The 22,183-nt window shown below is 50.9% G+C and carries 14 protein-coding genes; 4 read left to right on the top strand and 10 right to left on the bottom strand.

The genetic code is table 11. The annotated features are described in order from the left end of the window. Window positions 1-21: 21 nt before the first annotated feature. The 4 genes from ACFMKP_RS00460 to ACFMKP_RS00475 form a co-directional block, all read right to left on the bottom strand. Window positions 22-1,956, bottom strand: coding sequence for a beta-galactosidase (locus tag ACFMKP_RS00460; RefSeq protein WP_382288038.1), 1,935 nt, complete (start codon window positions 1,954-1,956; stop codon window positions 22-24). 198 nt (window positions 1,957-2,154) lie between these two features. After that, window positions 2,155-3,033 carry a carbohydrate ABC transporter permease gene (locus ACFMKP_RS00465; protein ID WP_382288040.1) on the bottom strand — a complete coding sequence of 293 codons (879 nt, stop codon included), beginning with the start codon at window positions 3,031-3,033 and terminating at the stop codon, window positions 2,155-2,157. A 3-nt stretch (window positions 3,034-3,036) separates the two neighbouring features. Beyond that, window positions 3,037-3,933, bottom strand: a complete 897-nt coding sequence (locus ACFMKP_RS00470) for a carbohydrate ABC transporter permease (protein WP_382288042.1) — start codon at window positions 3,931-3,933, stop codon at window positions 3,037-3,039. A gap of 114 nt (window positions 3,934-4,047) precedes the next feature. After that, complete coding sequence (locus ACFMKP_RS00475) at window positions 4,048-5,382, bottom strand: sugar ABC transporter substrate-binding protein (protein ID WP_204754775.1); 1,335 nt, start codon at window positions 5,380-5,382, stop codon at window positions 4,048-4,050. 463 nt (window positions 5,383-5,845) lie between these two features. Between ACFMKP_RS00475 and ACFMKP_RS00480 the strand changes: the two genes are divergently transcribed. Further along, window positions 5,846-7,393, top strand: a complete 1,548-nt coding sequence (locus ACFMKP_RS00480; protein ID WP_382288044.1) for a WXG100 family type VII secretion target — start codon at window positions 5,846-5,848, stop codon at window positions 7,391-7,393. Between the two features lie 56 nt (window positions 7,394-7,449). Then, window positions 7,450-8,397, top strand: a complete 948-nt coding sequence (locus ACFMKP_RS00485) for a TolB family protein (protein ID WP_382288046.1) — start codon at window positions 7,450-7,452, stop codon at window positions 8,395-8,397. Window positions 8,398-8,466: 69 nt separating this feature from the next. On the opposite strand, the gene ACFMKP_RS00490 is transcribed toward ACFMKP_RS00485, so the two are convergent. From ACFMKP_RS00490 to ACFMKP_RS00500, 3 genes are all read right to left on the bottom strand, one after another. Next, window positions 8,467-8,814 carry a carboxypeptidase-like regulatory domain-containing protein gene (locus ACFMKP_RS00490; protein ID WP_382288048.1) on the bottom strand — a complete coding sequence of 116 codons (348 nt, stop codon included), beginning with the start codon at window positions 8,812-8,814 and terminating at the stop codon, window positions 8,467-8,469. A gap of 212 nt (window positions 8,815-9,026) precedes the next feature. Next, on the bottom strand, window positions 9,027-9,866 hold the full coding sequence (locus ACFMKP_RS00495) for a DNA/RNA non-specific endonuclease (protein ID WP_382288050.1): 840 nt from the start codon (window positions 9,864-9,866) through the stop codon (window positions 9,027-9,029). 196 nt (window positions 9,867-10,062) lie between these two features. Then, window positions 10,063-11,661, bottom strand: coding sequence for a M4 family metallopeptidase (locus ACFMKP_RS00500; protein WP_382288052.1), 1,599 nt, complete (start codon window positions 11,659-11,661; stop codon window positions 10,063-10,065). A gap of 503 nt (window positions 11,662-12,164) precedes the next feature. Here ACFMKP_RS00500 and ACFMKP_RS00505 point away from each other — a divergent pair. Together ACFMKP_RS00505 and ACFMKP_RS00510 are read left to right on the top strand one after the other, a co-directional pair. After that, entirely contained in the window at window positions 12,165-13,652 is a 1,488-nt protein-coding gene (locus ACFMKP_RS00505) for a ComEC/Rec2 family competence protein (RefSeq protein WP_382288054.1), read from the top strand. Window positions 13,653-13,999: 347 nt separating this feature from the next. After that, window positions 14,000-16,060 carry a hypothetical protein gene (locus tag ACFMKP_RS00510; protein ID WP_382288056.1) on the top strand — a complete coding sequence of 687 codons (2,061 nt, stop codon included), beginning with the start codon at window positions 14,000-14,002 and terminating at the stop codon, window positions 16,058-16,060. Between the two features lie 337 nt (window positions 16,061-16,397). On the opposite strand, the gene ACFMKP_RS00515 is transcribed toward ACFMKP_RS00510, so the two are convergent. The 3 genes from ACFMKP_RS00515 to ACFMKP_RS00525 form a co-directional block, all read right to left on the bottom strand. After that, window positions 16,398-18,707, bottom strand: a complete 2,310-nt coding sequence (locus tag ACFMKP_RS00515) for a cellulose biosynthesis cyclic di-GMP-binding regulatory protein BcsB (RefSeq protein ID WP_382288058.1) — start codon at window positions 18,705-18,707, stop codon at window positions 16,398-16,400. 68 nt (window positions 18,708-18,775) lie between these two features. Next, window positions 18,776-20,662, bottom strand: coding sequence for an asparagine synthase (glutamine-hydrolyzing) (gene asnB, locus ACFMKP_RS00520; RefSeq protein ID WP_382288060.1), 1,887 nt, complete (start codon window positions 20,660-20,662; stop codon window positions 18,776-18,778). Between the two features lie 37 nt (window positions 20,663-20,699). After that, window positions 20,700-21,887 (bottom strand): glycosyltransferase family 2 protein, encoded by a 1,188-nt coding sequence (locus tag ACFMKP_RS00525; protein ID WP_382288062.1) that lies wholly within the window; start codon window positions 21,885-21,887, stop codon window positions 20,700-20,702. Window positions 21,888-22,183: the final 296 nt, after the last annotated feature.

Consider the following 22,183-nt stretch of genomic DNA (forward strand, 5'->3'; position numbering starts at 1 on the left):
ACTCAACAGGGCTTGTTTGTTTTAGGCTTGTTGTAGCCAACGAACGCCTAAGCTAGCAATTTCGCAGCTAGCGCTGAATTCCTCGCCACTCAAGCGATCGTGCCACGTGCCTTGTAGATTGATCGTTTGGGCTTGCTCGCCATGGTTGAACCACAGCACGCCATCAGTTAGCTCAATTCGCTCAATATCCTCGGGCAAGCGTTGAGCAGCAGGCCACAAGCGTGGCAAGAGATCGCCCAAAATTTCCTCGCTTGGATAGCAGCCCATCAAAACCGCCAAGCCTTTGCCATAGGTTGCGGCGGTAATCGCTGCTTGCCCAGCAGCATAGCATTGATCCCACGTCGCCAACGTATTGGCATGGCTCACGTTCAGCACTTCCATCCACAGCGGCGCGGTATAGCTGGCATCGCCAACTTTCACCGCCCAAGGCTTCGCCGGATCAAGCGCGCTCCATTCGGCCACATCAGCACCGAACAGATCGGTCAAACCGCTGGGGAAGCCATCGGGAGCTGTGCGATTGTCGCTGCGTTTGGTCAAACTGCGTGGGGTGCAAATCAACGTGCCGCCTGCTTGAACCCACTCGCGCCAGCCAGCAGTTTCAGCAGGGTTATCGAGCATTGGGGCTACAGCAATTGCCAATTGATACTCATCAAGTGGCGTGCCACGTTGCACAATATCTACCCCAACGCCATAGCTGGTGAGTGTGCGATGAATTGTGCGCAGCAGCTGCCAATAGCTCCAGCCTTGGGCGTGCGGATCAAGCTGTTGCGCCCAATGATCGTCGTATGAAACGAGCAGGGCAACTTTGCGCGGGGCCGCTTCTGGTTGGCCATGCTGTTGCCATTCGTCGGCAACAATGCGGGCTTCGACGCTGCCACGGGCTGGCCGATTGGCGTGATCGCGCAGGCCGCTATGATATTGCTCTTGGCCAAGCCAACATGCGCGCCAGCGAAAATATAACACATTGGCTGCGCCATGGGCCGCATCTTGGTAGCTCCACAAACGCACTTGGTTGGGCGGTACTGGCGGATTGGTCGGAGTCCAGTTGATTTGGCCTGGCTGTTGCTCCATCACCCAAAATGGCTGGCGTTTGAGGCCGCGAATGTGGTCGTGATACATCGAGACTGCTTGCCAATTCGGAAAGCCATGGGGATAGTTATCCCAGGCAATCGTATCAACTTGCTTGGCTATGTCAAACCAATTGATCTCATCGTCGCCAGGCGCAATATTGGTCAAAATTGTGCGATTTGGCGAGTGCTGGCGCAAAATGTCTGCTTGCATACCACAATAAGCCACCTGCTGATCCGAGGCAAAGCGCCGATAATCGAGCACTAGCGAAGGATTATGGCCGCCGCCAACTGGCACATTGGGCAAGGGAATTTGTTGCCAATCGCTGTAGGTTTGGCTCCAAAATGCCGTGCCCCAAGCCTCGTTCAAGCCTGCCAAATCGCCATAGCGTTGTTCGAGCCATTGGCGAAATGCTGCGGCGCAATGCTCGCAATAGCAGCGGGCTGAGCCATGATTGCCAATTTCATTATCGATTTGCCAAGCGGCGATTGCAGGATGGTTGCCATAACGCTCAGCCATGGCGCTGACGATTTGGCGGCTATATTCGATGTAATCGGGATTGACCAAACAGGCTTGACGACGACCGCCATGGCCTAAACGCCGACCTTGCGCGTCGATGCGCAACAGGTCTGGTTGGCGATGGGTCAGCCATGCTGGCGGCGTGGCAGTGGGCGTGCCCAGCACAATTTTCAAGCCTTGGCTGGCCAAGGTTTCAATTGCTTGATCAAGCCAAGCCCAATCGTATTGGCCTGCTGCTGGCTCCATCAAGGCCCAAGCAAATTCGCCGATCCGCACATATTCTAAGCCCAAGGCCCGCATTTGCTGGGCATCATCGGCCCACCACGTTTGTGGCCAATGCTCAGGATAATAACAAACACCTAATGGCATAAAAAAACCTCTTTTGAAAGGATGAAGGATGAAACCAAACGGGAGAAGATTAAGTTTTTAACCACGAAGGACACGAAGAGCACTAAGTTTCGATCAATCGGTGACTAAAATTTTGTTGCAATTTAGGCATTTAACAAATCTAACATTCGGGTTCTTCGCGTTCTTAGCGGTTAAATTTCATCCTTCATCCTTCGGATGTTATCCTTTGACTGCGCCTGCGAGTGCGCCGGAAATAAATTGGCGTTGGAAGGCGATAAAAATCATCATAATTGGCAAAGTTGTGAGCGCCGTGCCCATCATCAACTGGCCATAATCGATAATCGACAAGCCAACTAAGGCATTGATCCGCACAGGCAGCGTTTCCATGGCTTTATCACGCATAATAATCAATGGCCAGAAGAAGCTGTTCCATTGAAACATAAACGAATAAATCGCCAAGGCTGCCAAGGTTGGGCGCATGGTTGGCAAGGCCACGCTGGTGAATACCCGCCACTCGCCTGCGCCGTCCATGCGCGCTGCATCAAGCAAATCGTCGGGCAAGGCTTGCATGCTTTGGCGCATCAAGAAAATGCCAAACGGATTGGCCAGCGCTGGCAAAATCACTGCCTGATAGCTGCTGATCCAGGTTGGATTGCCCAAAAAGGTAATTTTGGCCATCAGCTGAAACAGGGGCACAGCGGTGACGTGATAGGGAATCATTAACACCAACAAAAACATGCCAAACAACACTGAGCGCCCGCGAAAACGGAATTTGGCAAAGGCATAGCCAGCCAGCGAGGCAATAAACACGCTCAGGCTGGCATAGACCACCGCAATAAAGGCCGAATTAAACAGCGAGCGGCCAAAGCCATTGGCAAATAGCCCTTGAATATTTGTCCACGCCGAGCCACCAAACCACAAGTGCGGCGGAAAGCGCAGCACTTCGCTTGAAGGCTGCGAAGCCTGGACAAACATATAATAAAAGGGAAACAGCGAGAAGAAGGCCCCAATCACCAACACGATGTAGATCAGAATGCGTTGGAAACGGCTGACCAAGGGCTTCGACATAAAGTCGTCTGAAAGCTTGGTTTTTGCCATCGCTTAGTCCTCCCCGCGCTGAGCAAGCCGAAATTGGAGCAGCGAAAAGGCTGCAATGATCAACACCATCACATAGGCAATTGCCGACGCATAATTAATTTCGGCGCTTTGGAATGCAGTGCGATAGAGCAAGGTTGCCATACTCAGGGTTTCGTTGGATGGCCCGCTGCGGGTCAGCAGATATGGCTCATCAAAAATTTGCAGCGTGCCGATTGTTGAAAGCACGGTGGTTAACAGAATTGTTGGGCGCATCATCGGCACGGTAATCGACCAAAATTTGGCCCATGCCCCAGCGCCATCAAGCTCAGCAGCCTCGTACAACTCATCAGGAATGCTCTGCAAACTGGCGAGATAAATCACCATGTTATAGCCTGTCCAGCGCCAGGTAATCGCGGTAATCAGCGAGAATTTGGCGGGCCACGCATTGCTCAGCCAAGGCACCGATTGAATGCCCAAGCCATTGAGCACATAGTTGACCAAGCCTTTTTCATCGTTCAGCAACAGCCGAAAGATCAAGGCCACGGCAAAGAGCGCGGTGATGGCAGGCAGAAAATAAATTAAGCGAAAGACCGTGCGAAACTTCAAAACGGCGTTATTGAGAATCACCGCCAAAACCATTGCCAAGCCAAGTTGCAATGGTACTTGAAACAGCAATAAAAACACCGTATTGGTCAGCGCTTTGCGAAACACTTTATCGCCCAATAAGCGGCGATAGTTATCAAAGCTAAATCCACTGTTGGGGTTGAGTTGGCTCTCAAAGCTCAATTGCAACGAAGAAACAATTGGATAGAGCATAAAGATGCCAAACACCAACAAGGCTGGCAACAAAAACATGTACGGGGTAAGTCGCCGTCGCCATTGGTGGCGGCGCTCTGCTGGCGTGAGCATCTGCGACCCCATAGAACCCTCCTAGGCATGACCATTCACTGACTAGAGTAACCAGCATTCCCACAGGATTAAGCCAAACTCCCCTCTCCCGCAGGCGAGAGAGGGGCTGGGAATGCGAGCATGAACCTACTGGGCGATTTCCCGGCCAGTTTGGTTGGCTAATTCGTCGGCTGCCTCTTGCAGGGCTTGTTTGGGGTCCATGCCTTGGCTCAAGACCTTGGATTGGGCTGAAGCCAAAACAGCTTGACCTTTAGCATAATCTTTGGTGTAGGTTGCTGGTGGAATATTTTTGATTTCATCAGCAAACATCTTCCAAATTGGTTGGTTGTTGAAGAAGGCGACTGGTTTGCTATACAGATCAGCGCTGTAGGCTGGCTGATAGCTTGGCCAAATACCAAATTTTTCCATCATGAGATTTTGGCCTTCGTTGGTGGCCAAGGCGTGCTCGACGAATGCCCATGCAGCATCGAGATTTTTGGTTGCTGCGGGAATTGCCAAGGTTGAACCACCAAGGTTAGCAGCGCGATTGCCGCCTTTTTCGAAGGCTGGCAACAACATCACATCCCATTTGCCCGAGAGATCAGGCGCTTGGTCGATGATCGTGCCGCTATACCATACGCCGAATGGAACCGTAGCAACATCGCCATTTTTGGTGGCGGCAACCGTGCCATCCCAACCATTGATATTGGCAACTAAGCCCTTATCGTTGATTTCTTTGAGCAAGGTCAGGGCTTGAACTGATTTTTCGTTGGTCAGGTTGATTTTGCCATCGCTGTTGAAGTAGCAGCATACGCCCAATTGGCTGGTCATCATGCGGAAGCCAGCGTCATCGGCCACAATATCAACGGGAATGAGCTTGGTTTTGCCATCGGTAGCGGCCAAAATCTTTTCGCCAGCAGCGATCAAATCGGCCCAAGTTTCAATCGATTTAGGGTCTACGCCAGCTTGTTCGAAGATATCGACGCGATACCACAAGCCAGTTGGGCCTGAATCCCAGGGAATCGAGCGAATTTTATCGTTGATTTTCGATTGGGCCCATTTTGAAGGATCGAAATCTTTTTCGTATTTGCTGGCGCGGCTGGTTAAGTCGGCCAAGCCTTCTGGGAAGGTCGCGGTGTACACATCCATGCGGTCGGATTCGATTGCGACGACATCAGGTAAGCCAGCGCCGCCAGCTTGCATGCCGGTCGTCAGCCGATCATAAACATCTGTGCGCCCAAGGTCTTGGATTGTAACTTTGACGTTGGGATATTTTTGGTTGAACGAAGGTACGGTGGCTTCGAGGCTTTTGGCAGCCACGTTCCAAGCCCAAACCGTAATTTCGCCTTTGACATCTGCAGGGTTGGTTGAGCCAGTGTTACCACTGGTGGTTGTTGCGGTGCTCTCGCTGCCACAGGCAGCCAAAATCAGGGTCAAGACCAATAAACTAATCAGCGAAAGATGCATATTTCGGCGAACCATCAGCGGATCTCCTTGCGCTACATTGCACATATCACCATTACCATCCGACTATCGATAGGAGCGTTCTCCAGCATGGATGCTACGTCTGCCAAGCCTCCTTTGGATGATCAACGAGGGGTGGGAAATTCAACGGATAAAACATATCACGCTATCAGTATCATAGCATATTATTCCTAATGCGTGGGAGCGTTTCCATTGGCCTAATCTGCCTAGCTTTGGGGGTGATTCGGCTGGGGATGAAGTGCGCGGTGGCTTCTTTTAGTACGTAAAGAAATGCTAGGTAAATAAAGAGTTAGATAATGGGTTTTATCGCTATTTGATCGTCAATATTCCCCCATGAAGGTGAAGCATATTAATGATATTTTGACTATACTTTAGCCTGAAGGATGAGTAATCGTATTTGCTCACAATGCTGCCAGAGAGAGCCATCCACAGATCAATCTCATCATTGATTGGAGAAGGTATGCATGCTCCTTTTGTTCAAGTTGAGTACAATCAACTTTTAGCGCTTGCCCGACACTTTAAGCACAACGCTACAATCCTCGCGACGTTACGTCAGCAACTTCAAACCATGGTCGATCAATTACAGCCCACTTGGAACGGCGACGCTGCAACCAAGTTTTTTCATGAATTTGAAACAGTTGTGAATCCAGCAATTGGTCGTTGTCATGATGTCTTCTTAGTTGCTGAGCAAGTTACGCTTCAGATTCGCACGCTCATGCGCACTGCCGAAGAAGAAGCGGCAGCCCTGTTTAATGACCAGTTTGGCAATCTTCAAGCGCAGAATCCAGCTGGATCAGTAACCGTGGCTGTATGGCCACCGAAAAAAGGGCCTACGAAGCTGCCTGGTGGGCCAGTCTTTGATGCTAGGGGTAGGTTGATTCGGTTTGATTTAACCCTTGCTGAATTTGAGATGCTGACTGCCGAGGAGCGAATTCGCTGGGTCGAGGCGCTAGAGGCTCAGGCTGGCACTCCAAATTGGTTTCATAATATTCAAGATATTATTGCCTTTTTTGATGAATCCCATGATATGCGCAATATGCGGCCTGGTTCTTGGTCATCGGTCGCCGATGCGGGGGTACTCGAAGCAATTCAAAATGGCTATCGCCTCCATATCACAAAAGGTGCTGTGCCTGCTGGCTTTAATAATTGTGACGGGGCAGCTGTGGCTTGGCAGAACTTCTTCGATGGCCATGCTGCTGGTAAGCCTGATGCAAAATTATTGCCACTATGGGCAATGGCCGAGCAACGCGGGGTTAATTATGGCTCGCGGGTTGCTAATGGCTGGGCTGGAGTTCCGCCTGCCGGCACCGATGAAGGCGATCTGATTCCGCAATTTGTGGCCTATGGTAATTGGTATCGCTTTATTGCCCGTATGGAGAACGGTGGCAATGATTTTGTTAATCGTTATACTGAGGTGGTTGGTGCTACAGTTGGCTCTAAAGTTGCGGCGAATCCAGCCACTGGCTATTTTACCCGACAGCTGGATTCTTTTGTGGACATCTTTGCTCCTGGTTATTTTCCGATCAAAGAAAATCTCGATTTAGGGTTAATCATCCTTGGTAGTGAGGCGGGGGCCGTTGTTGCCGATTATGCAGTGCCTGATGACGCAGGCAGTTGGTTTTTTGATCCTCGCACTACTGTTGGGACTGATACCTATACGAACTCGCGCTTTACTCACTTTCGTAAGCCAGAATTGGCCCTTACCCAACCTCTGATAATTCATGACACGATTCAAATGACGCACGGCCCAACCTACTACATGGGCAAAGTTCTCGATATGGGGATGATTCCTTCGCTGCCAGGGGTTCATGTTGATCCTTCAGGAGTATTAACCATGGATAATGGAACGATTATTCAGCCCAATGGTGACGCTCAGCTCAGAGATGGAACGCTTATTGGCACTGATGGATTTGTGACCAAGGCAGATGGTTCGCGGATTCGGCTCGATGGGACGAAGTTTAATCCTGATGGCTCGTATACCCTCAGTGATGGAAGTATTGCCAAATGAAACAGCGTTTTATGCTGCTCCTGATCTTACTAGGATTAATAGAGGGATGTGCTACCGTGAAACCAAGTACCACTATTCTGCCTGCCACACCGCAGCCGTTAACCATTCCTACGGTGCAATCTGGCAAATATAACAACTTAGTTTGGCTTGACCAAGGGTTGCTGGCCCAAAAGCAAACGCTTATTCCACCGCTTCTCCAAGAATTATGGTGGATTAATGAACACGGAGAAGCAAGCAGTCAACTGGTATTACCGCTCGATCCTGCGTCGACCTATACCGAATATGTCTTTCCTCAGCGATTGCCGAATAAGCTGCTCGGGGTTCGGCAGCAAATCTCCACGATTCAGGATGCTCAATTTGTTAGCGATGGCTATCAATATGTCCAATTTGACCCGACGACCGATCAATTAACCACGCTGCTGCCCGCCTCATTACCACGTGACGTGATGATGCATAGTGCGGTGGTGTGGTCGCCCGCCATGGATCGGGCCTTAGTTACGGATAGGCAATATCTTGGCTCACAGTATTATTGGTGGACTGCAGCTACTGGCTTGCAACCGCTTGATCTGGGAGTTGCGGTTGCGCAATATTTTGCGTGGTCGCCCGATGGCGCAACGATTGCCTTTTTTGGCAAGCCGAGCGTGGGCAGTGGCTCGGTGCCTGGGGCGCTGACCAAACCAGCCAACTTGTATCTGATGGATGCGGATGGCGGGAATCAACGCATGATTCTGGCCGATGCCTATAGTATCGCGGGCTTGCAATGGTCGCCGAATGGGCGCTGGTTGGTGATTGTGGCGCGCTTCAATGGTAGCCGCGATATTGTGTGGTTGGTCGATTCGCAGAGTGGCGACCGCATGCAATTGACTCCCGAGGGACGCTATCAATGGCCGGTTTGGTCGCCGGATGGCAGCGAACTGGCGGTGATTTGGTATGACCCTAGGGATACCGGCGTAGAAGGCAACGATTATGTGATTCGTTTGGCCGTGCCTGCGATCGCCCGCTAAGCGCATCCACTGTTGAAGGGTTGCAGGCATCCTTCGCAACAACAAACACAAGCCGATGCAGGATTATTGTTAGCGACAAAGATTCCATATTCCTTCATATGGTTTATAGCCATCTGCGGTTATTTTAATTTCATTGTAAGAAAGTCGCATTGTCGTAGTAAAGTTTCCATGGGCATCGATGAAGATTTTATCGTGTGAACCTATGCCGTGCGAGACAGAGACTTGCACGTTTGGAATAGGATCATTTGACCATCCATCAACAACGCGACCCTGATAGATAAAGCGATTGCCTTTCAATTGCGCCGACAATTCGGGTGAGTATTCCATGGTAACTTCCAATGTGGATGTGCAACCGCTAATGCTGATCAGTAGCATGATGGCAAGCATCCAGCGCATGAAAATGGTGGAACGAAGCATCAATGAATCTCCCTAGATTGAATAATCAAACGATAGGAAGAGTATAGCTGGGACATGCTGGCTGATGTTGCAATATCGTTGCAATAATGCAGCAGCATCGCTGCAACGAAGTATATTTGCTGCCCATCCTTGATTTTGCGGATGCTTGGGCTGTGGAGAAATCCCCTCGTTCATTTGTGTGAACGAGGGGATCGGTGGTAAGGAAATCAACTCTACGGGGTGGCAACTTTTTGCTTCAGGCCAGTTTGCAGTTCAGCGCTCAGATTGGTGAAAAAGCTATAGCCGGTTTTTTCCTCGATTGTCGCGACCGAAACAATATACTCGCGCCAATCTTTATCGCGAATGCCGTTGCGGTTGGGCATGCGCAATGCAATTACTTCGGTCTTGGCGTTGATGTCGCTCACTTGGGCATTGGCATCAAGTACCAGCGCAATCTTCCAAACATACTTGGGCACGCGAATTTTGGGATCACCAATGCTGCCTTCTGAGCCTTCGGGGCCAGCGATTAAATACAATTGCTTGCCATCGCGCACCAAATCGCGACAATAATCTTCGAATTCTTTCCATGGGCCTTGGTTGTTGTCGGGCGCTTGGGGCACGATGTTGGTCATATAAAAGACCGAACGATTGATGCTTTCCGAAGCAGTGCGATCGGCTGATGGCAACATATGGCCACGATCATAGCCGCTGTTGGTGTAGTCGCTGGGTTTGACGCGATACCAGCCTTCGGGCAAATCGGGATCGGTGGTGAATTGGCTGCGGTCGGTGTTGCCCAAATCAGCAATATCCAAATGCCAACTGACCCAATTGAGAATGTTGAGCTTGCGATTGTAGGCCAAGCTATATTCCGGTCGCTGCATCAGATAGTTGTTGCTGCTGCTGGTTTCGGGCAACGCTCCACTGGGATTGCCCAACGCCATATGATTAACGTCGGCTTGCGGTTGATTTGAGCCATTGGGCTTGGTTGGCTTGGGGGTTGCCAAAAATTGCTGAGCCTCGCAGCCACTCAGCAGCATCATTAATGTGATGATCGCAATCCAAAAACGGCGCATAGAGTTCCTCTTAGCAAACAGAATGGTTCCTGCTAGGCAGTGTAGCACAATTGGGCGCGTTGGCGATTATTTGAATTGGACATTGGCAAAGCTATGGCTCTAGCTCAATCGTAGAAATTGGCTTGCTACAGGCTTTTAATTGCTAAAAAAACACACGCCCCTGATGGAGCGTGTGCTTGGAAACGAGAATTAGCGCTTATTGAACGCCACAGGCTGTCCATGCTTGGGCGGTTGCGTTGTATTCAGCGCTGCTTGCGCCATACAGGTCGCGGGCTGCGTTAAGGGTTGCGGTGCGTACAGCCTTGAAGTTTGAGCTTGGGGTCAAGTAGACCGTCAAGGCGCGATAGAAGATCGCAGCGGCTTTTGGTCGGCCAATGCCAGTTACTGCTTGGCCTGAGGTGCGGTTGGTGCCACCTTGGGCCAAGAGATAGAAGACTTGGTTTTGAATGCCGCTATTGATGTGAACCCCACCGTTATCGCCAGTGCCAGTGTAGCGCTTGCTGTAGTGGTCGGGGTCGCCCTCGGCAGCTGGGTTCGACATATTGCGCAAGGCATCGCCAGCGGTGGCTGGGGTATAGATGTCTTCACCAATCAGATAATCGCCAGTGCCGCTGCTATATTCCACCATCGTGCCGAAAATATCCGAGAACGATTCGTTGGAAGCGCCCGATTCATTGCTGTAGATCAAACCAGCGGTTTTTTCGGTCAGACCGTGGGTAATTTCGTGGCCTGCAACGTCGAGCGAAACCAATGGGCGGAAGGTGCTACCATCGCCATCGCCATAGGTCATGCTTGATCCATTCCAGAAGGCGTTGTTGTAGCGATTGCCATAGTGAACGCGGCTCAACACACGGAAGCCATTGCCATCGATGCCGCGCCGACCAAAGCTATTCAGATAATAGTCCCAGGTCAGTTGTGCGCCATAGTGAGCATCAACGCCTGCGCTTTGGGTGCTGGCGGTGGTGTTGGTGCCCCAAATGTTATCAGCATCGGTGAAGACGCTGCCGCCGCTGGTGCGATTGTTCATGTTGGTGGTATACATGCCACCGCGTGAGTTATCGCGCAGATTGTAGACCCCGCTCACCAAATCGGTGGTGATTGAGACATTGCCGCTGTACAAGCTCTTGCCTGTGCCAGTAGCGTTTACGCCATCCATATCGTTGTAGTACAACTCGGTTTCGCCGGTTTGGGCGTTGATGAAGAACTCGTGGTGGGCAGTTGCGTCGGTGCCATCTTCGATGTGCAAGCTCACTTGGAAGACGATCACTGAATCTTTGCCTTCGCGAGGCAGAATTTTGAGTTCGCTGCTGGTTTCTACGCCACCAGATCGGGTGGGGCTGAAATCATATTTCACTTGGCTTTGAGCAATTTTGATTGCTTCTGCTGAGCTTAATTTAGCAGTGAGATCAGTCCCTTCAACCGCGAAGAGTTCGCCACTTTCTTGCGTTACATTGCCCTTGGTATCGAGGTGCGAAATCACTTGGCCGCCAAAAACCGGCAAGCCAGCGTAGGTTTGATCGAGGCGCACATTCGTGCCCAAATCATCTTGATCAACGCCACGCAATTTCAAATTGCTACTGTTGGCACCTTTGGCTGAGAAGTGATTCAAACTGGTATCGACGGCGGCGGTTACCCAATCTGGGCGTACGCCCTTGGCTTCGGCTTCACGATAGCTGCGGATCAATTGACCGCGAACATTGGCATAATCTTGAGCGCCAGTACTGGCAACTGAACCAAAAACAGCCCCAACTAAACCGAACAAGGCAGCAAGAGTGATTAAACGTTTGCGAACCATAAAGAATTATAACCTCCGCAATTGTAGGGATTTCGAGAATAACCAGCCCATCAGCCAGCGTTGTAACAGAACAACACCAAAACTGACGAAAATAGTCATATAGTTGGCATGTCGCTAACGAGCGTTATTGGCTGCCAAACACGAAATTGCAGAGCCGCGGCAGGTCTGGCACTGACTTCTCTGATGCGATCGGGCGAGCGCATGCTAGAAGTCATTGGTTGGCCAAAGCTGGAGCATTATCAATGCTCATGGCGCTTATCGAAGGGTCTGAATATTGGTTTGCTGGAATAGTACTATTTGCGCAGGAGAACAATACCACGCACTATTTCAATATGCAAGATTGTTGATACGTTGTTTCAACTAATTTTTAACTATTTTTAGGCCATCACAAAGGGATAAAAACAATTTTACTATTTTTCACCACCATCCAGTGGCAATAGTGACATGGGGGATTTTTAGCAGTTTGCGGCTCTAAAAAACCAGCATTATTTGGAGGTTTGCATATGCGATTTTGCTGTTTTACGCTGGGATGGGCTATCGGACTGTGGTTGGTTGATAGGATTCAAGTAGCGTGGTATCTATATTTTATTGCATCAATACCAATTATTTTAATTTTTGTTTATATCCGCAAATCATGGCGAATTATGCTGATAGCAATATATGTCGGTACTATGCTAGGGGTAGGCCGAATGTTGCTCAGTCAAAATATGGTCAATTCTGACGATATTCGTCAACAGATTGGTTTAACGACCCGTTTGGAGGGGGTGATCGTTGGCGAGCCGCAATGGACTCCGCAACAACAACGAATTGTGCTTGAAGTTCAGGCCTATGAAGCCAATCGGCAACGGGTAGCAACCTCCGGCCAAATTCTGCTTACCCTGCCAGCAGAGCCGCCGCGCAGCAACGGCGAACGCTTGCTGGTGAGTGGCACAATCATCACACCAAGCTCCAGCCCGAACTTCGATTATGCTGCCTATCTGCGTCGCCGCTCGATCTATACCATGCTGGAGCCTGCGCTGCTTGAACAAGCTTTGCCTGCCACCAACTCAGGCTATCAACGCTTATTGGCACTAAAAATTCGCACTCAAACAATTATCAACCAAACCCTGCCTCAACCCCAAGCAGCAGTTTTGGTTGGCATGTTGCTTGGGGTCAAAAGCAGCGTGCCCAAGCCAGTTTGGGAAACCTTCAATCGCACTGGGCTTTCGCATATTCTGGTGATCTCTGGTTGGAATATTACGATTGTTGTGGCCTCGCTCTTGGGCTTGGGCAAGGCACTCAAGCTTAATCAACGCCATGCCACTGGCTTGGCACTAGGGGCAATTGTCGTCTATGTGGCTTTTGTTGGGGCGAGTGGTGCGGTGGTGCGAGCCGCCTTGATGGGCGCGATTGTAGCGCTGGCTCAGCCGCTTGGCCGCAAAGCCGATGCTTGGGCTGCCTTAGCAGCAGCAATTTGGCTGATGACCTTGCTTGATCCGCAGGCATTGTGGGATTTGGGCTTTCAATTATCGGCCTTAGCAACCGCCAGTTTGTTTGCTTGGGGCAAGCCTATTGAAGCCAAATTGCGTTTGTGGCTACGTTGGCGCTGGCTCGAATGGATAATTGAGCCGTTGACTGCAACCTTGGCTGCTCAAGTTTGGGCCTTGCCAATTATTTTGTATCACTTTGGCAATCTCTCGTTGATTGCGCCAGTCGCGAATGTGTTGATTGTGCCAGTTGTGCCCTTGATTATGGCGAGCGGCGCGGTGTTGGCCTGTTTGGGTTTGTTTGGGCGTTGGTTGGCGTTCTTGGCCTTGCCGATTACCTGGGCCGCATTAACCTGGGTGGTGCGCGTCGCCGAATGGCTGTCCGATCTGCCGTGGGCTGCCGTCGAAATCCCCAAATTTAGCGTTATCTGGCTGTTGCTGGCCTATGGGCTGAGCTTTGGCCTATGGCTGTACGGAGAACGGAGAGAGGGGCGAGGATTCAGGGATCAGGAGTCGGGAGTTTAACGCAGAGGCGCAGAGCACCGAAGGATGAAGGATGAAGGATGAAGGATGAAAGGCCTTGGGCTATCGGAACATAATCTGAGCAATCTGTGGCGAACAGAAAGGATAGGGATGAGGGATGAAGGATGAAAGGCTCTTGGCGTTGGGCTAGCATAAACTGAATCACAATAATCTGTGGTAATCTGTGGCTAAAAACACAACCTTCGCGTGCTTCGCGTTCTTCGCGGTTCCGATCCTTCGTGTGCCTTCGTGCGCTTCGTGGATCAATCAAAGCATGGATCGACGTGGCCAGTTTTTTATGCTATAAGTAGAACAAATTTTCTGATTTGATGAGTTTGCAAGTAGGGTTTATGGAAAAAATGGTAACGATGCTGCATGTTCAGGCTGCTCACGGCCAAGCAGAAGCAACGCAACGTGGCGTTATCGAATTGTTGCGCAAACATGTGATTGCCGAGGGCTTTGTAGAAGCGGCCCCCGAAGCAACAACGGCTGATCGGGTTATTCGGGTTGCTGCACCACTAGCAAGTGGCTGGATACCACTTGATGGAAGCCTAACTCGTAGCTTTGATGTAGCCGAATTGCAAGCCTGTGGCCAAACTATTTCCTTGACCCTGATGACGAATGTTGTTATTACCAGAGTTTTTGAGTATGATTCGTTGGAATTATGGTTGTATCGCGATGGAAAACTCATCGATCACTATGCTAGCGATCCAAGTAGTGTTAGTCTACCCTTGCCGCGGCGGCGTTGGAAAGAGGTGAAGGGAAACGTTGAGGCGTGGGCTGATGTTCTTCCTCCAACGGCTGATCGCTCTGCGCTTAAAAAACTATTTCGCACCCGCCCAATTGCCTCGGATGATGCTTTTGCGATTGTCGCCGCCCAGCTTGGCCTCAACCCTGATCACTGGTGTGGCCTTAGCGATGACGAGCCGATTATACGATTGAAATTTCGCTCAACCCAACTTCCGCATCCGCAAACTCCCTTGCATGGTGAGCCACGCTTTCTTTGGGGATCTCATCCTGCAGGAATAGAGAGTATTGTTGGACAGCCCTTCGATTTCACTTGGATGGTGCACCCCGTGGGTGGACCCAGCTCCGGCCTAGTAATCAATTTTCAAGGAACAGCATTAGAGCAGGGTTTATTGCAATTCGAATCACTCTCGACGCATATCAATCATGATCAACTGCGTTTTGAACATAATATGGCCATCGAATCTGATGCATTAGGTTCGATTCACGTGGATTTTCCTGATCATCCGGTGCCAGCAGGACAGGTTGGAGCAATAATGCCGCTTGAAGCGTGGAACTGGCGTGAGACGGTTAAAGCTCGATGGCAAGATGTTATCGTTATGAAACTTACTGGAAGAGTCCGAAGTGCTGGTACGGGAAACCTTAAGATTCGAACCTATCCAAAGGCAGGCTCACCAGCAACAGGCACAACTCTTGATCTTTCATGTACATTGCACCCGATGCCATTAATATCGCCACGAATTCAGGATCTTGTGGCAAAAACGTCAAAAGATACGCTTACCAAGTATATTTTTGATCTCTACACCCCACGGATTTTGCAGGCGCATCTTGTTTTTGATCCAACCCCTGATGTCAATGCGGCTTTTCTGGCTGCATTTGAGCAGTGGCATGGGTTGCTTGAACCATTTTATCCTCATGGCTACTATTCATTAATCACTGCGGCAGAACGCTATCCCTTTTTGCGGCGAACGCGGCTGCGAAGCCAAACAATTCCAACAGGCAAGCGTTGGACTCAGCTTCAAAAGCGCTTGCAATCCACCACCATGATTTTACTGGAGCGTGAAACTCCTTTATCCATTCAGGATACAACCCGCAGCAATCGACGGCTAGGTGAGGGCATGATCGGCGGGACACTTGAACGTGATTCGGTGTTTCTCCACGAAAGCAATGAAGTGATTACGCCCCAAATGAGTTTGTGGGTCGATCTGTATACAATTCCTCAAGAACACCATGCCGAGTTAGTTGCCCAGTTGACTGAGATTGTAGAGACGCTATTTACAAGCCAGCAGGGAATTCAGGCCTATCTCGCTAAGTGGGACACGATACCCGATGGTCTCGATAGCACAGCCTATGAGCTAATCGGCGATGTTGATGGCCAAATCACCATGAGTCAATCATGGTGTAGCCAGTTTTTGCGGGCTGTGACTGAGCGCATGTGGCTAGGGCCAGCGTTGTTATCGCGAATTGAGAATCCTGAGGCGCTTGCTGAACATGGCATTATCCAGCAGTTGAGCAATGGTATTCGGATCGATGTTGAATCAATCCCGCAACTCCATGCCCTCGAAACCATGCTTACACCATTGATTCCAACCAAGGAAGATTGGGATCGAGCCCATGATGCCCTTTATGACTATCTGCGTAGCATAAAGAATATAGAAGGATGAGGGATGAGGTTAAAGTCAAAAGGCAAAAATCAAAAGTCCATAGTCCTTCGCGTTCTTCGCGGTTCCGATCCTTCGTGTGCCTTCGTGTGCTTCGTGGATCAATACTCAACGCAGAGGCGCAGAGCACCGAAGGATGAGGGATGAGGGATGAAGGATGAAAGGCTTTGGGCAAACGGAACATAATCTGAGCAATCTGTGCCAATCTGTGGCAAAAAACTTACCCTTCGCGTGCTTCGCGGTTCCCGTTCTTCGTATCCTTCGTGCGCTTCGTGGATCAATTAAAAAAGCAGGGGCCGAGGATCATCCGATCCCCGACCCCTAACAAGCGATCCCCAATTTAGATTCGGCGTTGCTTGCGATTGCGCGCTGCTTGAATGATCACGATGACTGAAATAATCACCATCAACACCAAGAGTCCAGCGATGGCATATAAGATCCATTGCGGTTTTTCTGGTGGTGTCACTTCGCGATAGATCGGATCATCTTGGTTTTCGCCGAGCGCATCGTTGGCGATGCCAGCTGTATCGCCAGTGACCGTCGGATCTTCGACGCTAATTTGTTGGTCGTTGACGATTGCCAAGCTGCCATTGAGCCGCGTGCGCAAGCGCGAGGTCGTCAAGGCATTGCCCGACCATTGCACGCCTTGATCAGTGCTGCCAAGCACCGCTAAAACACTGCGTTGCTCGTTCCATGGCGAACGCATAAATTCCAAATAGCCAAGGCTAAGTTCGGGCGGAATCCGATAAACTACCCGACTATTGCCAAGGGTTGGGTGCTTGCTGCCTTGAGCAAACGGCGCAGGAATAATCGGCTGCAAGGCGGGATCTTGCAAAATGGCATGGGCTGGTGCTTGACCAACCAACACCAAATCGTGATTAGCCTGCACGCTAGCAACCTGTTCGGGATTGACTGCCCGCAATTCAACAAACGCTGGGTCTAGGCTATCGCCTAAGGCTGTTGCCAACTGACCAGCAACCGTCCAACTTGCTGGATCATCGCTTGGCACTACAAAAGCCACATTCTTCAAGGTATTGCTGATCGTGAGTGGCTCTAGGAATGTGGCCAAATTGCGCAACACAATCGAGCGCCCACGAGTGGCGCGGACTGGAATGCCAATCTTTGAATCGGCGCGCAGCGTGTACCAAATGCCTGCCAAGTTGGGATCAACACATGGTGTATTGGGAATTAAGTTGGCGCTAATCGTGATTCGGTTGCGGCCAACATTCAAATTGCCACGTGGAATCGGCACGCGGCCAACGCCATTTTGCGAGGTGGTGTCATCGAAGCGAATCGAGCCTGCTGGCCGATCGTTGACCCGCACCATCATCGCCGAAACTGAATAATCGAGCAGTGCCGAGTGGGCAAAATGAACTTCGATATAGCCATCGTTGCTCATTTCGTAGCCGCTGGGCATATCGACATTCAGTTCGAAGGTATGCCCGCCGATGCCAAACTCTGAGGCGGTTTCGAAGCCAAGGCTGCGGAAAGTGCGTTCGACGGTCAAGCCAGTGCTTGGCACATCGGTAATTTGCAAATTCAGGGTTTTGGTCAAAACATCTGGCGAATTGACATCGGCGACCACAGCAATCGATGGATCGTTGCTGGCTCGCACGTTGCCAGTGCTAAATGCCTTGGCGGCTTTGATAACGCCTTCGTCGTCGTTACCGCTGAGCGCCAAAACCACCCGTTGTTGGTTCCATGGCGAGGTTGCCATTTGAATAATGCCATCGGCGGCTTGGGCTTCGCTGAGATTAAAGCCCTCTGCTCCGCTGCCCTCGGCAAAATCGACGGCATCTAAATTTTCGAAATTGGCTGCTTGACCCACGAAAATCAAGTGCGATTCGCTGCGCAGGGTTGGCGAAAGCACGCTCTCTGCAATCAACGGCACTTGAATTCTGCTTGACGTAATGCTGCCAACTTTGGCGGCGACAATCAAGCCTGCTTCAAGCTCGGCGGCGCTGGCATTGCTGGGCACAACGATCGTGGCCACATCTGGCTCAAGCGGCGAATCTTGGAATATTGGCCGTGGCAATTGCTTAACATCGGTCGAAAGCGTGCCCAAGCTATGAGGCAATTTGAGCGATGATGTGGCGCGAATGATCACGCTGGTTTGGCTATCGTTGCCACAGTTGAGGCCTGCATCGAGCAAAATGCCCAAGGTGTGTGCACCATCGACACGAGTTGAGGTATAGGCAGTTTGCGAAATTGGGATGGTAACTGAGCGCGGGCCTGAACGATCGAGGAAAATTCGTTCGAGCTGCACGTTGTTGAATTGCACATCCATTGAACCAGCGAAAAATTGGACATTTTCGTCGCTGCTGACCGAGCTGCCAGAAACGAAGGTTTCGAAATCAAGCGTAATTGCTGCGCCTGGCTCCAATTGCCATGTGCTGGGCAAGCGCACGTTGATATAGCGGGCATTGAATGGCCCTTCCATCGAATCTTCGCGCGCGCCAAGCTGGGCAAAGGTCACAGTATCGCTATCGGTAACCACTGGCGTAACCGTTGCTTGGTTAAGCGGGGCTGCCGCGGTTTTGGCAGGAATGGGATTAAGGCTGGTGCGAGCAGCCTGTGAAACCATTGGCAAGCTGGCAAAAAGGCCCAGCGCCACGGAAAAAAGCAGAAAAACGCGCACTAAACGAACCATGCGAACTCCTTGCGAGACAATAGGCCAGCGTAACATCGAGTTACGCTGGCAGTGTTGGTGGCACGTGATTATTTGCCGTAGCGTTCGTACCACATGCTGAACATAAGTAAATTCCAAATTTGGCGACTGTAATCGTGCCGCCCAGCCCAGTGATCACTGAGCATTGTTGCAATATATTGCGGGTTGAAGAACCCTTGTTCGGTCAAGGCTTCAACCGAAAGTTTTTGGTTGACCAATGGCCGCAGGTCGGTTTTGAGCCATTGGGGAATTGGCACGCTAAACCCAGCTTTGCGGCGTTGCAAAATTTCTGCTGGCAGCACTTTGGCGGCCACCCGCTTGAGCAAATACTTAAGCTTCATGCCATTGATCTTGGTGTGGCTGGGCAATTTGGCCATCCACTCGACCAAACGCGTATCAAGCAACGGCACGCGCACTTCGAGCGAATGGGCCATGCTCATGCGGTCGACTTTCACCAGCATATCGTCGGCCAATTGTACTTTGGAATCGACATACAGCAAACGATTGAGCACGTCGTCGGGCGCGTAGGCATCGTAATAGCCTTGCAGCAGATCAACAGTTGGGCGTTGCTTGGTCAAAATCGACGAGCCTGCATATAGCTGCTCTTTCATCGATTCGCTCATAAAGGCTTTCCACGCGGCGTGAGCTGGCAACGGCGCAAGCATCCCGCCCTGCACAAAGCGCTTGGCTTTGAAATCGAAGCTCACTTTGCCATCGGATGTCGGTAGCCGATTGACTACGCTTGGCACTAAGCCGCTGCCAATTGCTTGCGGCAAGCGCCGATAGAGCGCGGCGATTTTGTCTGCTTGATAGGTGGCATAGCCGCCAAATACCTCATCGCCACCATCGCCACTGAGCGCCACTTTGACATGCTGGCTGGCCAATTCGCTGACCGCATACACCGCCACCGACGATGAATCGGCGAATGGCTCGTCAAAATATTTGACCATGGCATCGACTGTAGCCTGGGCATCAGGATTCATGACGATTTCGTGGTGATCGGTGCGGAAGCGTTCGGCGACAATTCGCGCATACGGCGATTCGTCGTAGGATTTTTCGGCAAAACCGACCGAGAAGGTTTTAACTGGCTGGCTGGTGACTTCGCTCATCAAGGCCACTACCAAGCTCGAATCGACCCCACCGCTGAGGAACGCGCCCAAGGGCACATCGCTAACCAACTGATCTTGCACAACAGTGCGCAACAGGTTCAGCAAGTCGGTTTCAACATCGTTGGTAATTTTGAAGTGCGGCGAAACGACGCGTGGAATATCCCAATATTGTTTGATTTCCACAGCGTTGGTTGCTGCTTCGTAGGTCAGCATATGGCCTGGCTGAAGCTTTTTAATTGCCTTGAAAATCGTATTTGGGCCAGGCACATAATTCAACGAAAGATAATCGTGCAAGCCAATTGGGTCGATTTCGCGGCTGATGCCTGTATCGAGCATGGCCTTGATTTCCGAGCCAAAGACCAAGCGATCGCCTAAATTGGCGTAATACACAGGCTTGATGCCAACGTGATCGCGGGCAATCACCAAGCGCTGACGGCGCTCATCCCAAATCGCGCAGGCAAACATGCCGTTGAGATGCTTGGGAAATTCATCGCCAATTTCTTCGTACAAATGCACGATCGTTTCAGTATCGGAGTGGGTTTCGAATTTATGGCCAGCTTTTTCTAGGCGTGGGCGCAACTCAGGGAAGTTGTAGACCTCGCCGTTATAGACGATCCAAATTGAGCCATCTTCGTTGGCGATTGGCATTTTGCCGCCAGCAACGTCGATAATCGACAGCCGCACTGAGCCAAGCCCCACTGGGCCGTTGAGATAAAAGCCATTTTGATCTGGCCCGCGATGATGGATGTTTTCGCATAGCGCTTCGAGCAATGGCCGCTCAGCGGTACGACTTTGATCAAAATAGACAATGCCACAAATACCACACATAGGATCACCTCAGTTTATGCGCAAATACCAGTCGAAGTTAGTTCGTGCGCCGCCCCACTCGCTGCCATAGCGTGGTTTGTCGTCGTCGGACAAAGCGATACAGGCCAATCAAGCCAGCCCAATTGCTATTGACTAGGAAGGTTGGCACGTAAACCACCTTGCCTAGTTTACTATTTGAGTCAACTCGGCCACCAAGCCAAGCCATGGTGTAGAACAATATTTGAAACGCCAGCAACAGCCAATTGAATGGCGCTGCCAGACGGAGTAGTTTATGCGATTTTGCCTTACTTGGCCATAGCACCGCCACAATATTCATCACCAAGGCCCCAACCATATTCACTGCCACCAAGGTGCGCAGGGTTTGGTGCGAGAGCAATTGCCACAAGGCCAGCGGGCGGCGGAAGGGCCACAAACTGCGAGCATAGGTAATTGCTTGATAGCGCCCAGCGAAAATCCGCGCGCGGCGGGCAATTTCATCCTGTGCCGATTGCGAAACTCGTTCGTGTGAGCGAGCTTGCGGCACATAGTGAATGCGAAAGCCACGGGCGATGATCCGCATGCCCATATGGGTGTCGTCGTTAATAATTTCGTCTGGTGGCGATTCGAACAAATCGCTGCGCACGGCCAGCACTTCGCCAGCAACCGCAGTACAGCCAGCCAATTTGCTCTCTTGCTTTTTGACAAACGACTCGTAGCGCCAATACAACCCTTCGGATTCGCCCAGCGCGCCGTCGCCTTTTTCAATGACTTTTGCGCCCGACACTGCGCCCACATCTGCATCAGCAAATGGCGCAACCAGTTCGCGAATTACGTTGGCATCATAGCGATTATTGGCATCGGAAAAGACAATAATGTCGCCGCGCACAAACGGAATCGCCCGATTGATCGCCGCCATTTTGCCGCGCCGTGGGGCTTCGTAGAGCAATTCCACGCCTTGGTCGGCGTATTGCTGCACAATTTCTGGCGTGCGGTCGCTCGATCCATCGGCAATAATCAAAATCTGCAATTGCTCGCGTGGATAATCCAATTCGAGCGAGTTTTCAATTTTGCGGGCAATTTCAGCCTCTTCGTTGTAGGCCGCAATCAGCAAGGTAACTGCTGGCTCGGCATGCGGATACGGCCCGCGTTCACGGCGAAAGCGCGCCAACAACGTCAAGAGCGCCGGATAGCCTGCATATGTGTAGATGACGCTGCCTGCAAACAGCCAAAATAACGCCGCAATCATTGAGTATTCCTTACTATTGATCCGCAAAAGTTGTAACCGCGAAGAACGCGAAGGTCGCTAAGGTTAAGTTTTAGCCACAGATTCCACAGATTATTGGGATTATTGTTCTACTGGCCCAATGCCGAGCGCATTTCATCCTTCATCCCTCATCCTTTGGTCACTCTGCTCCTCTGCGTTAATGAATTGATCGACGAAGCGCACAAAGAGCACGAAAGTTGCAACCGCGAAGCACGCGAAGGTCGAGAAGGTTGATTTTTAGCCACAGATTGCACAGATTATTGTGATGATTGTTCTGC

It is taken from the genome of Herpetosiphon sp. NSE202 (assembly GCF_042688385.1).
Classification (GTDB): domain Bacteria; phylum Chloroflexota; class Chloroflexia; order Chloroflexales; family Herpetosiphonaceae; genus Herpetosiphon.

Coding starts and splice junctions, on each gene's coding strand:
- ACFMKP_RS00475 (WP_204754775.1), bottom strand. CDS start 5,382: ATGGTTCGCCGAAATATGCATCTTTCGCTGATTAGTTTATTGGTCTTG.
- ACFMKP_RS00500 (WP_382288052.1), bottom strand. CDS start 11,661: ATGGTTCGCAAACGTTTAATCACTCTTGCTGCCTTGTTCGGTTTAGTT.
- asnB (WP_382288060.1), bottom strand. CDS start 20,662: ATGTGTGGTATTTGTGGCATTGTCTATTTTGATCAAAGTCGTACCGCT.
- ACFMKP_RS00525 (WP_382288062.1), bottom strand. CDS start 21,887: ATGATTGCGGCGTTATTTTGGCTGTTTGCAGGCAGCGTCATCTACACA.
- ACFMKP_RS00510 (WP_382288056.1), top strand. CDS start 14,000: ATGGAAAAAATGGTAACGATGCTGCATGTTCAGGCTGCTCACGGCCAA.
- ACFMKP_RS00515 (WP_382288058.1), bottom strand. CDS start 18,707: ATGGTTCGTTTAGTGCGCGTTTTTCTGCTTTTTTCCGTGGCGCTGGGC.
- ACFMKP_RS00465 (WP_382288040.1), bottom strand. CDS start 3,033: ATGGCAAAAACCAAGCTTTCAGACGACTTTATGTCGAAGCCCTTGGTC.
- ACFMKP_RS00505 (WP_382288054.1), top strand. CDS start 12,165: ATGCGATTTTGCTGTTTTACGCTGGGATGGGCTATCGGACTGTGGTTG.
- ACFMKP_RS00480 (WP_382288044.1), top strand. CDS start 5,846: ATGCATGCTCCTTTTGTTCAAGTTGAGTACAATCAACTTTTAGCGCTT.
- ACFMKP_RS00460 (WP_382288038.1), bottom strand. CDS start 1,956: ATGCCATTAGGTGTTTGTTATTATCCTGAGCATTGGCCACAAACGTGG.
- ACFMKP_RS00470 (WP_382288042.1), bottom strand. CDS start 3,933: ATGGGGTCGCAGATGCTCACGCCAGCAGAGCGCCGCCACCAATGGCGA.
- ACFMKP_RS00495 (WP_382288050.1), bottom strand. CDS start 9,866: ATGCGCCGTTTTTGGATTGCGATCATCACATTAATGATGCTGCTGAGT.
- ACFMKP_RS00490 (WP_382288048.1), bottom strand. CDS start 8,814: ATGCTTCGTTCCACCATTTTCATGCGCTGGATGCTTGCCATCATGCTA.